The organism is Cognaticolwellia mytili (assembly GCF_002104475.1).
Classification (GTDB): Bacteria; Pseudomonadota; Gammaproteobacteria; order Enterobacterales; family Alteromonadaceae; genus Cognaticolwellia; species Cognaticolwellia mytili.
This window is the reverse complement of the sequence record NZ_NBOF01000005.1, coordinates 140,501-151,274: the sequence shown is the minus strand read 5'-3', so window position 1 is coordinate 151,274 and position 10,774 is coordinate 140,501. Positions and strand designations below refer to the sequence as shown.

At 38.0% G+C, this 10,774-nt stretch carries 12 protein-coding genes; 5 read left to right on the top strand and 7 right to left on the bottom strand.

The genetic code is table 11. The annotated features are described in order from the left end of the window. Positions 1-11: 11 nt before the first annotated feature. Entirely contained in the window at positions 12-1,274 is a 1,263-nt protein-coding gene (locus B7C41_RS16370) for a sensor histidine kinase (RefSeq protein WP_085300033.1), read from the top strand. Positions 1,275-1,298: 24 nt separating this feature from the next. On the opposite strand, the gene B7C41_RS16365 is transcribed toward B7C41_RS16370, so the two are convergent. The 6 genes from B7C41_RS16365 to B7C41_RS16340 all read right to left on the bottom strand — a co-directional run bounded on the left by B7C41_RS16365 (position 1,299) and on the right by B7C41_RS16340 (position 8,409). Further along, positions 1,299-1,640 (bottom strand): hypothetical protein, encoded by a 342-nt coding sequence (locus tag B7C41_RS16365; RefSeq protein WP_085300032.1) that lies wholly within the window; start codon positions 1,638-1,640, stop codon positions 1,299-1,301. Between the two features lie 126 nt (positions 1,641-1,766). Continuing rightward, complete coding sequence (locus B7C41_RS16360; protein WP_085300031.1) at positions 1,767-3,398, bottom strand: methyl-accepting chemotaxis protein; 1,632 nt, start codon at positions 3,396-3,398, stop codon at positions 1,767-1,769. A gap of 301 nt (positions 3,399-3,699) precedes the next feature. Then, positions 3,700-4,347: an esterase/lipase family protein gene (locus B7C41_RS16355; protein ID WP_085300030.1), complete on the bottom strand. Its 648-nt coding sequence runs from the start codon at positions 4,345-4,347 to the stop codon at positions 3,700-3,702. A 45-nt stretch (positions 4,348-4,392) separates the two neighbouring features. Then, positions 4,393-5,964, bottom strand: coding sequence for a phospholipase D family protein (locus tag B7C41_RS16350; protein WP_235839756.1), 1,572 nt, complete (start codon positions 5,962-5,964; stop codon positions 4,393-4,395). Between the two features lie 433 nt (positions 5,965-6,397). Continuing rightward, the gene (locus B7C41_RS16345) at positions 6,398-7,363 is read right to left on the bottom strand and encodes a carbon-nitrogen hydrolase family protein (protein WP_085300029.1); all 966 of its coding nucleotides are present in this window, start codon (positions 7,361-7,363) and stop codon (positions 6,398-6,400) included. An 89-nt stretch (positions 7,364-7,452) separates the two neighbouring features. Then, entirely contained in the window at positions 7,453-8,409 is a 957-nt protein-coding gene (locus B7C41_RS16340; RefSeq protein ID WP_085300028.1) for a catalase, read from the bottom strand. Between the two features lie 154 nt (positions 8,410-8,563). Between B7C41_RS16340 and B7C41_RS16335 the strand changes: the two genes are divergently transcribed. The 3 genes from B7C41_RS16335 (at position 8,564) to B7C41_RS20695 (ending at position 9,281) form a co-directional block, all read left to right on the top strand. Beyond that, a complete protein-coding gene (locus B7C41_RS16335; RefSeq protein ID WP_085300027.1) occupies positions 8,564-8,989 on the top strand; it encodes a MarR family winged helix-turn-helix transcriptional regulator in 426 nt (141 codons plus the stop codon). 101 nt (positions 8,990-9,090) lie between these two features. Then, on the top strand, positions 9,091-9,201 hold the full coding sequence (locus tag B7C41_RS20625; RefSeq protein ID WP_211279547.1) for a hexameric tyrosine-coordinated heme protein: 111 nt from the start codon (positions 9,091-9,093) through the stop codon (positions 9,199-9,201). Then, on the top strand, positions 9,159-9,281 hold the full coding sequence (locus B7C41_RS20695; RefSeq protein ID WP_211279551.1) for a hexameric tyrosine-coordinated heme protein: 123 nt from the start codon (positions 9,159-9,161) through the stop codon (positions 9,279-9,281). Before B7C41_RS20625 ends, B7C41_RS20695 begins: the two co-directional genes overlap by 43 nt. A 120-nt stretch (positions 9,282-9,401) precedes the next feature. Here the strand turns inward: B7C41_RS20695 and B7C41_RS16325 are convergent, their stop codons facing one another. Further along, the gene (locus tag B7C41_RS16325) at positions 9,402-10,301 is read right to left on the bottom strand and encodes an endonuclease/exonuclease/phosphatase family protein (protein WP_085300026.1); all 900 of its coding nucleotides are present in this window, start codon (positions 10,299-10,301) and stop codon (positions 9,402-9,404) included. Between the two features lie 194 nt (positions 10,302-10,495). On the opposite strand from B7C41_RS16325, the gene B7C41_RS16320 reads away from it, so the two are divergent. Beyond that, positions 10,496-10,765: a hypothetical protein gene (locus B7C41_RS16320; protein WP_085300025.1), complete on the top strand. Its 270-nt coding sequence runs from the start codon at positions 10,496-10,498 to the stop codon at positions 10,763-10,765. The last annotated feature ends 9 nt before the right edge of the window (positions 10,766-10,774 follow it).

The window sequence follows — 10,774 nt, the reverse complement described above, 5'->3', positions numbered from 1 at the left end:
GAGCGATATAAATGAGTATTCGAACCTATATTTTTGCCCTACTGACTAGTTTTGTACTACTGATAGCGGTGATATTGTCTTACCAAAGTGCTCGGCTTTTTATTGGTTCATTTGGCATGGTAATTGAAGATATAATGCTGCAAATTGGTCAGGAATATCCTAAAAATAATCAAGTAGAACAAACTGTTCTTGAATACCATGTCACCACCGATTGGCAAAAAGTGCCGCAACCAGTACGAAATTATTTTCCTGTTATCCCAAAGGAAACTGAACAGCTACATTCTAAATTTGTTGATTGGGCATATATTGCTCCACCAAAAAAAATATACTCTTTGCTCGTGCTTAACAGAGACGGTAAACAGGTTTTTGTTTCACGTTTTAATGAGAGTATTCATGACGAAATGGCCGCAGAGCATAAAGGTGACTTCGTCATTGATCCTATGGTGATTATTATTCTGGTCGGCTTGTCAGGTATTGGGGTTTTTGTATTAGTGCTGCTTTATGTCTTTAAGAAAATTGCTGTGCCGGTCGAGTCATTACAAGTGTGGGGTAAGCAATTAACCTTGAGCGACTTAGAAAATAAGAAGCCAGACTTTAAGTTTAGAGAATTAAATGAACTGGCTGATATTATTCACAGTAACTTGGCTTCTGTTGCTGGTTCGGTGCAACGGGAACAAGCTTTTTTAAGCTACGCTAGCCATGAGTTGCGTACACCTATTGCAGTATTAAGAAGTAATTCAGCATTACTAGAAAAAGTAAATCCGAGCCCTACAGATAAAGAGCGTGAAATACGTGACCGTATTCAACGAGCAAGTCTCACCATGAAATCGATGACAGAAACCTTATTATGGTTGAGCCGCGAAGGTGATATTGATATGCCTATTCAAGACATTTGTTTAGGTGAGTTAATGCAAAACAGTCAAGCAGAATTGCGCTATTTATTAGCAGGTAAAGCCGTTGAAGTTAATATTTGCACTGACAAAACTATGGTGCCAATTGCCACAGTGCCAACAATGATAGTACTAAACAACTTAGTTCGAAATGCCTTTCAACACACGCAAAGTGGCCATGTTGATATTCTTCAACGTGGCAACGAAGTCATCATTAATAATGCCGAGCATGATGCACACGAGATTGCTGATAGCAAAGGTGAACTTGGCTTTGGTTTAGGTATGCAATTGGTAGAAAAGCTTACGACTCAGTTTGCTTGGCCATTCACAGTCAGTCAAGGACCTAATGGCTATCATGTTACTGTGAACTTTAAAGCTAAGTAATCTCCTCATTTTATAAAATGTTAGTTATTTGTAGGTCAGTGTTACCTGGTCCATTTGGGCAATAAAGCCTTGTTGTGATGGAGTGAAGGTCACTCGTTGTGTTTTTGCGATAGCATTTTGTAAAATAATTTCAACGTCACCTTCCATCACGGTAGTATTTTTTTGTAATGATACGTGGCTAGATTTTGTTGATAAGTTACCATTAGCAAAGGAAATTATGACATCTCCACTATATGTATGGTGTTTATTATCTTTTGAAATAAATTGTTTTTTTGATGTGATTTCCATTTCACTTGCTGAGGTAAATCCTATCAAAGTGATTGATAATGAAAGGATTAGTAGTGTTGTCTTTTTAAATAATTTCATCTTAATTCCCTGCCTAGATTAATTAAATACACCTAACAACACCATACTAAATTTTTAGCTGAATGCCAGCGCTAATTTCAATCATCATAATAACTTCATAATTGCATTAGGTATTTTTTTTTTGCTTTATTGAGCGCTAAAACCAATTCTAAAGCCACCCCAATGTTTGCCATTAACTATTATGGGCGCAGACACATCATGCATAATTTCACCAGTATCTCGTTTGTAAGTTTGTACTAAAAATTTACTAGTATGCTTGCCGCAACGAATTCCTGTCGGATCATTAAACATACGTTTTGTACGGTTATGTATCATATCGTGTTCAATATCACCGGTTAATGGCTGAGAGAATTTATTATTATGAGTTGGAAAATAGCCATTAATATCAACGGCACCTGCGTAGATTACTTCTGGGTGCTCCTTTAAGCAGGGTTCTTGAATTTCTGGTAAGTATTTATCCGTCAAATTATCAAAATCACTGCTGAATTTTTGTGGTTCAGTACGATCAATTTTTTTATAGTTGAAATTGAATAATGCTTGTTGACTAATCTCGTTATCAGCTATTTTCTCACTGAACATTTCACTCACCTTCAGCGCTGAGTTTTGGGCTAATAAAGACATCTTCTCGACTAGAGAATCGGTTTTGAAAGTAGCGAGTTCAATAAATATCGTTTCAGTACTTTGAGATAGCTCTTCTGCTTTATTGGAAACATGATGTGTTTCTTTACTTTTACTGATTAAAAAATTATGGAGGTTATTAATTGAATCTGATATTTCGTTACTTGTTGCTTTATGCTCTTGTAATGCACTACTGATTTGATCATTAGCTTGTGAAGATTCAGACATTTGTTGATTGATGTCAGTTAGTGATGTAGACAAACCATTCATGCTGTTAACAACTTGATATGTTTGCTCGACTATCTTTCCCATTACCTGTGTTGTTTCACCTGTTTCAGCGCTCACTTGGCTAAGCATAGTCGCTATTTCCTCGGTGGCTTCTGCAGTTTTGGATGCCAATGTACGAACTTCGTCGGCAACAACAGCGAAACCTCGCCCTTGTTCTCCTGCTCGTGCAGCCTCAATTGCAGCATTAAGAGCCAGTAGATTTGTTTGCTCTGAAATAGCATCAATAACGCTAGTTATATTCTGCATCGCAGTCGCTTTTTTTGAGAGAGATTCAATTTTTTCTGACGCATCAATAATATCGAGATTGAGTTCATTGATGGTAGACACATTACCGTTGAGTTGTTCTGAACCAACTGTTGTTGCTTGCATTGCTTTACTCGATTGTTGATAGGCTATTGCAGCATTTTCATTCATAATTTCAATGCTCTTTGACATTTCTTTAGCTGCATAAGAGAGCCGATCAACATCTTCACTTGAAGTAGATATAGCATCGCTTAACTTGGTGAGAAAGTAGCTGACTTCAGCGGAGTTTATTGCAAGCTCGCTAGTTTTATCGTCAATTGTCTTACCTACTTGAGCCGTTTTATTTGATTGCTCTTGTATAATTTGCCTTAGAGAGCTTGGCTTATCTTCGATATTAAGTATTTTTATTAGTGTGTTTTTTTCCTGTAAAATATTTTTAGCAATCGCATAATTTATCGCGACATAACTACCGCCGAGAGCACTGAAAAAAATAACTATCAATAAGACAAGGTTATTGCTCGAGATAAGGTGTGTGAGAAAGGCGCTAATTGCAATACCTACTGCCAATAGCAGCGGTAAATAAATACGGTATTGTCGAGACGTTAGCATAATTTTCTTCCGTAATAATTTACTAAGTGAATAAAGTACGAGCAAAATAGCCTAAATAGCATAGCCCAATTCATTTATCCTACTTTAATCTATCAAGTTTTATTTGATCTACATTAGGGGCGATTGAAATTATTAGATTGTTTTTACAACAACACGCTTAATATGTGAACATTTTCAGTGTGTAAAACATCACTATACATTTGGTTTTTGCCGTAAAAATGATTTGGTAGGTAAAGCGTTGAAAAAGTTGATTGATGCTAAAATGTAAATGACAGATAAAACTAAGTTCTGAATTACAAACCTAGTGTCGAAACTTACCTTGCTGAAGATAGTGAATAACTTGTTGAATTACAGCTTCGTTACGCATCATAAAAACATGCGTGGTTGGCATTTCAATGTGGTCATTCATACCATCGATTTTCGTACTTTCAACAGAAACTTTGCCATCGTCAATATCGGGTATGAGTGACGACAATATTAAGTTAATACTTTGCGTGCCGGCGATAATGCCAACATCGAAATTCGCTTTGCCAAGTTTATTTGGCAGGCTTAACGCGCCAGTGCCTAATTGTGCTCCAGCTTCGCCATTTACGAAACTAAAACCCGGTAAATGACTGAGTTTATCAACAATTTCGGTGCCTTTATTTGGTGGCCCAAGCATTACCACTTTATTGAGATTTTCAATACTGTGGTTACTAAGAAATTGTCTGACTAATATGCCACCCATGGAATGAGTGACAAAACTAACGGGTAGATCTCCACACTGGGCTAAGGCATCTGTAATGGTTTGTTCTGCTAGTTCTTCAATTGAATAATCTCTAGATGGATAGTCAATATTAAGCACGCGGTAACCTTCGTCTGTTAATCGCTGTGCTATTTTGTCCATCGAATGTGCAGAGCGTGCTAAACCATGCAGTAAAATTACGCATTCAGTTGCTGGTGTGGTCATATTTCACTCCCATATAAGCGTTTTTACGAATTAATTTTTTTGCCATTAAAGTATGCTTTTCGGCACAATGCGACGCAGCTTTACTTTTAATCTTTTCATCAAGCTTTCTTCGCTGTCTGGGTTCCAATTTAAGGTAATTGCCCAAGCATTTTCTGGCTGCATTTCTTCTAACATACCTTGCTTAACTTCTTGAGCAATTTTTTTTGATGGAATAATGACAAAGTTTTCGGTATTAAGGTTAGCACTGCGTGGGTCAACGTTATAGGTGCCAATAACGCTGGTATGGTCATCAATCACCATTGATTTAGCGTGCAAGCCAAAAATAGGTGCTTGCTGTAATTGCTTATGCATCACTTCTGACATAATTTTCTGGCGAATTTTTGCATCAGGCTTAAATTCAAAAATTTGTGCGCCAGTTTTTAGTAGGTCTTTTCGATCACGTTGATAACCGCTAAATGCCTCAAGGTTGTCGTTCGACGCCAAACTATTAGTCAATATTTTAACATCAACGCCTCTATCTACTAAGGTTTTGAGAATTTTCCGTGTTGCTTTAGTAGTGATCAAATAAGGCGTTTGTATTACCACATTGCTTTGGGAACTTTGCAGTAAAGACACCAGTTTTTCAGTTGATAACCCGCCACCAGCTAAAAATTTATTGGCATTGTTTTTACCGGGAATATCTGAAATATACTCTATGTTTTCTAACCACTGTAATTGCTGTTGCTGCTGAATTTTTGCAATCGCTAAGGGCATTTCTTTCATTTTTTGTCTAACTGAAGGTGCGAAATTTTCTGGGTTACAGGCATACTGGTGTAGGGCAGTAAAGTCAGGAACATAGTTTGTCGCTTTTTTCGTTTTCACTAAATCAGCGACATCCACACTTAACTTACTTTGCCAAAATTGGTCGAATGAGGTTTGAATTTTGCCAGTAATTCCGCCAACCAACAGTACATCGCGATCACGGAAATTGAATTGATGATCATAACCAAAATATTCATCTGCGACGTTTCGACCGCCGGTAATAGAAACTTTTCCGTCAACGGTAAAAGTTTTGTTATGCATACGTTGATTTAATTGATGAAAGTCAGTGGTTAGGTTGATGATTTTATCGAAAATATTTTTACCAATATTGGCCATTGGATTATAAATTTTAATCTCGATATTTTCATGTGCAGTCAGGGTAAGTAATTCATCGCCACTGGCATCAACCATAATGTCATCAACCAGTACTCGCACTTTAACGCCACGTTCAGCAGCTTTTACTAAGTAATCAGTTGCTATTAAGCCAACGTTGTCAGTTGAGAAAATGAAATATTGCACATCAATGGTGTGCTCGGCATGTTCGGTTAACCAAGCTCGTGAAAGCATGGCTTCAATGCCTTGTTCGAGTACATAAACGCCGGTTTTATTCTGCATTTTATTGCTAACAGGGGCTAAATACTTAGACAGCATCGTGTTGTTAGTTGCTGGAATAGCTGCGCAATAGTCGTTTGACGACTCTGAAATTCTAACGGTTTGTGCGCTGCAAGCGAAAAGCGTACAACTAAGTAGCAAACTTAGCAGGGCTTTGCTAATCGTTGGCATTGTTCGAGCTAAAACTTTATGGTTATTTTGCAATGATACATTCCTTATAAAACACACGAAGACGCTTTTAATTATTCCAATTTTAGCTTTTAACCCGCCTAAGCTTTTGAAAGTGCGGTAATTCCCAAGGTCACATCGCTAATAGTAACCCAATATGCTGGCGGTTTTCTAATGGTAATGTTGTATCTTGCTGTTTCAGTCGCGCTATTTCTTCTTCAGTTGATTTAACTTGCGTTTAATTATGTCGATAGAGGTTTGGCTTTAAGTATTTTGAGTGTTATTTTTCACGTTGCCACACTACAGCGCAATGTGAAGCTGCTCTTTTAGTAAAAATTACTGTGGAAAAACGACAGCAACTTTTAGAATGATTGGCTAATTTTTAATAGAAAATGATTGATTAGTCAAAGCTTCGTGCTGCAAAGTTATGGCGAGACTTCGGAGGTTTATGAGCTCTAACTATTGATTATCAATCTTTAAATACTACTGTTGATTGGCGTGTTCTATCAACGTGCAGTTGGGTTACATCTGGGCGTGAATAATGCCCAACAGGATCAAAATTTTGTCGTTCTTCTCGAACTTTTTTATGATCAACTATTGCGGTGTATAAACCTTCCTCACCGATTTGAGGTTCAATCAACCATTCACCGTCAGGGCCTACTAAACAAGAAGCGCCATTTGCAAGGTGTGATTTATCAATGCTCGCTAAAATATCGTCACGATAAGGCGTATCAGCGGGGAAGTCTTCTGGGCGCATTAAGCCACTGGCAGACATAACAAAACTACGGCCTTCTTTCGCCATAAAGCGGGTAATATCATGAGTGTTATGCTCTCCACCAGGCCAAATAGCGACATGCAAATCTTCTCCTTGGCCATATAAGGCGGCGCGGGGTAGCGGCATCCAATTTTCCCAGCAATTCAAACCGCCAACAGTAAATTCACCTAACGAATGAACACGTAAACCATGGCCATCACCCGGTGACCAAGTTAATCGTTCTTCATAGGTTGGCATTAGCTTTCTATGTACAGAGCCAATTTCACCGCGTTTATTTATATAAACCATTGAGCAGTAAAGGCTGTGACCGCCTCGATCGCCAGCGCGCTCAATAATCCCTAAATATAAAGCAACATCGGCGGCTTTCGCGGCTGCGCAAATACTATCTAAATGTCCTGAAGTAATAGAAACCGCTTGCTGCATATAGTGTGCATGTAATGCTTTTTGATCCGGAGCATTAAAGCGAGCACCGTGGGTAAGCTCAATCCAAAATGGATAACCGGGCAATAGGGCTTCACCAAAGGCAATTAAGTCACACTGTTCTTTACCAGCATTAACTATTTGCTGAATGACTTTTTCAGTGGTTGCAGCGCGGTTAAGCCATACTGGGGCAATTTGTGCTAAACCAACTTTTAATGAATCTGAGTGTGCTTTAGTCATAGCTGACGTATTCCCTTTATGATTTATAGTAGATTAAAAAATCTACTATAAATCATCAGTTAAAGAAACTATTGCTTGAATAAACACCATTATTGCTCAGCTAAACGTCTACCAAATGAAACGGCGTAAGCATTACGTCGAGCTTGCAAAAGTGGGTCGGCAGATGGTGCAAAGCCAGTTGATAACACCATAGGATCAAAATTTATTAAGTCACATTTTCCATCTTGTTCTGATTGTATCGCGTCAATTGTTAGCTCGGCAGCCACCAATTGTTGATGCTGACCTTGCCAAGCAATAGCGGCATTATCGACGTCATCTTCTGGGTTAGCGAAGGTGATAACCATATCCCATGTAACAGAGTGGCTTGCTAGGTTTTTCTGTAAGTTGTCGAATAAAAAATCTTGCGCTGGTTTGACGACTAACTCTTGCTGACGTTGTGGTAAAAAAGACCAACGGACGGCAGTTTTCACACCTTTATCATTAACTAAATAAAAGCTGTTAACACTGTTGAAAGTGTTTGCTTCATAAGGTTTAAGTGCTTTGGTTTTTGTTGCTTGATGTGCTTTAAAGCGCTGAAGATCTTTATTACCTTGCTTAAATGCTTTTACCGCAGCAGAGCCTGCAACTTTTGCGCGCATCAATTCAGCGAATGCTTCAGGTGTCGCAACAGGGAAAAAGTCTAAAGTGTTCATCGACATCAGGTGGCTTTCATTACTCGCGGTGGTGATAGACAAGCCCATGCCATATTCCCCAGGCTTATTGTCTGCCGCTAAATACTTACCGCCTTTATGAGACAACCTGCCAATGACCTGAGCGTTTTCTGTAAATAAATTACTGTTACTATATTGCTGAATGTTTTGGTTTTTTGGACTTAATGTCGCAGAAAAACAAAAACCTTTGGTGTGATTTCGACGCTTACCCTCTGTGACGCCAAAAAGCTTTTCAAAGGTGTTAATACCATCAGTTGCGGTTCCAGTATTATTGGCAAATGCTGAAGGTGCTGCTGCTAATAACAAAGCTAAGGTGATCATTTTTGAATTTATCATTTTCGTTACTCTTGAGTTGTTGTAGGTTTTATATTATTGTACGTACACGAACTATTAGTCAACGAATAGTTGTTAATTAAATAATATGCAGGCAAAATTGACAGTGTTTTTATCTATATCTATATCTATATCTATTTTGAAGTAGGAGAGTTTTTTGTCTGTTGCCAAATTAAATGAACAACTATGCTTTGCGTTGTATTCAGCGTCGAATCACCTAACCAGTATTTATCGACCATTATTAGAGCCACTAGGCTTAACGTATACGCAGTTCATCGTACTGATGGCGTTGTGGGAAAAAGATAATATTTCGATAAGTGAATTGGCAAAAAATGCCAAGCTCAGTAAAGCAACCATGACCCCGCTCTTAAAGCGTTTAGAGCAAAAAGAGTTAATTGAACGTCAAATGTTAGCGGGTAATGAGCGACAAAAAAATATCGCACTAACTGATGCCGGTAAATTGTTATCGCAGCAGAGTTCAAAAATTACTGAACAAGCTTTTTGTATGAGTAAGTTATCAAAAGAACAAGCGGAAACGGTTATTGAAATTTGTCATCAGCTTGTTAACCCTAACAGTGAATAATTAGCACTCATTCTTTCCACTTTATATTAAATTAAAGTGCGCTAAGTGGCTGCTTTACAAGGTTTTCAGGCTCTAATTTAATAAAAAATAAGGAATGAATTATGTCAGAGCAATGGTTAACAAGTTTAATGACGGAAACGGCGCAAGAAGGTTACGAACTAGCCATTAAATTATCGAGAATGGGGCATATACCCAACCGCCAGATGCGGTAAGAAGCAAGCTTAGGCCAGATTATAGCGAAAACTCAGAAAACCTAATTGTCTCTTCACAAGTTATCGCGACTAATTTTTAAACTGTGTCTGTCGCTAATAACTATTGGCGAGACTAGTTTAAAATTTACGGCTTATCAAAAATAAAAGCCCATTATTAGTGTTTAATAATGGGCTTTTCTATTTAAATTATAACGTTAAAACTACAGCGCTAACTCTACCGAAATAGGGCAGTGGTCACTTAAGTTTTGGCTAACTTCTCGGCTATATTTTTGCTCGAATACTAATTGCTCAAACGAGTTTTCCACATAACGAGCTTTTGCTTTCGGGTCAAAAATAATATGGTCGATATAGTCTTTGTAATATCCGCCCCAACATCCTGACTCAGCTTTAATGGTAGGTGTCCAAAGTGATTCTGCACCTTCATCATCAATTGCCTGCCATAAACCCTGAATTTCAGTGTGATTTAAAGCAATATCACGAACAAAACGACGGTTAAAATCACCAAGTAACATAAATGGTACGCCTTCTTTAGCACGGGCATCAATCCAAGCTTCTAAAGGTACTGCTTGTTTCGCTAGCTCAGCACAGGCCGTTTTAGCATATTCTTCTTTTTTATTGCTGCTTGGCATTTTAGCGATGCTGGCTTGGTCTAAGGCTTTATCAAAACAACCTGATTTCATATGCACAGCTAATAAGCGTACGCTTTTACCGTCTTTAGTTAAGGTAACGTCCATGCCACGACGAGCCAAACCTTGGTCAAGTTCAACGTATTCAATACCTTTAGCTTTATAACCGCTGCTTTTTCTTATCGCAACGCCAACGCGTTGTACCCAATCTTTAGTGGTGAAAAAGAATTCATAATCATCGCCTAAAATTTTTCTAGCCCACTCGGCGCTTTCAACTTCTTGCATGGCAATAACATCAGCATCTAACTGTGTAGCGTAGCGTGCAAGCTCTTTATAATCAGCATCGCTGCGTTTGTTGTATTCGTGCGAACCTAACCAAGCGATATTCCATGAAGCAACTTTTAACGTTTCAGCAAAAGTTGTTGCGCTTAAAAAAGCTAGTGCGACTGTACAAAGGGTAATTAATTTTTTCATTACATCATTCTAGATAATAAATCGGGCAACTAGTGTAACCACTGTTAACTCAAATTCAAGTAAAGTGTGTCGATGAGTATCTGTGAACGATTAACATAATCGTAATATCGTCGATAAAAATGGACTTCTCGTGATGAAAGAAAATGAGTAACATAAAGTTTCATCCATATATTTACCAAAAGGCGTTAATAGTATTGTTGTCATTTGAATTTAAGTCATCACTGTTATGGGCACTTTTAGGTGTTGTGATCGGAATTATCGCTTTTGGCTATAACTATACTTTTGTATCTGCCTCAATGCCGGGTTATGAGTTTTTTACTGTTCCTGCGAGGCTTACATTGAGCTTTTTTAGTGAGGAAACGTCATTTTGGCCGAAAATAATAATATTTTTAAGCGGTCAGTATTTAGGTTTTTTTGTAGTAATTTTTACTGGAAAAACAATATTAACACGAGCTAAAAGTTAGTGTCTTAAT

Bases quoted from the DNA above. Each gene is read 5' to 3' on its own strand.
- B7C41_RS16370 (WP_085300033.1), top strand. From the start codon at position 12: ATGAGTATTCGAACCTATATTTTTGCCCTACTGACTAGTTTTGTACTA.
- B7C41_RS16365 (WP_085300032.1), bottom strand. From the start codon at position 1,640: ATGAAATTATTTAAAAAGACAACACTACTAATCCTTTCATTATCAATC.
- B7C41_RS16360 (WP_085300031.1), bottom strand. From the start codon at position 3,398: ATGCTAACGTCTCGACAATACCGTATTTATTTACCGCTGCTATTGGCA.
- B7C41_RS16355 (WP_085300030.1), bottom strand. From the start codon at position 4,347: ATGACCACACCAGCAACTGAATGCGTAATTTTACTGCATGGTTTAGCA.
- B7C41_RS16345 (WP_085300029.1), bottom strand. From the start codon at position 7,363: ATGACTAAAGCACACTCAGATTCATTAAAAGTTGGTTTAGCACAAATT.
- B7C41_RS16340 (WP_085300028.1), bottom strand. From the start codon at position 8,409: ATGATAAATTCAAAAATGATCACCTTAGCTTTGTTATTAGCAGCAGCA.
- B7C41_RS20625 (WP_211279547.1), top strand. From the start codon at position 9,091: ATGTCAGAGCAATGGTTAACAAGTTTAATGACGGAAACGGCGCAAGAA.
- B7C41_RS16325 (WP_085300026.1), bottom strand. From the start codon at position 10,301: ATGAAAAAATTAATTACCCTTTGTACAGTCGCACTAGCTTTTTTAAGC.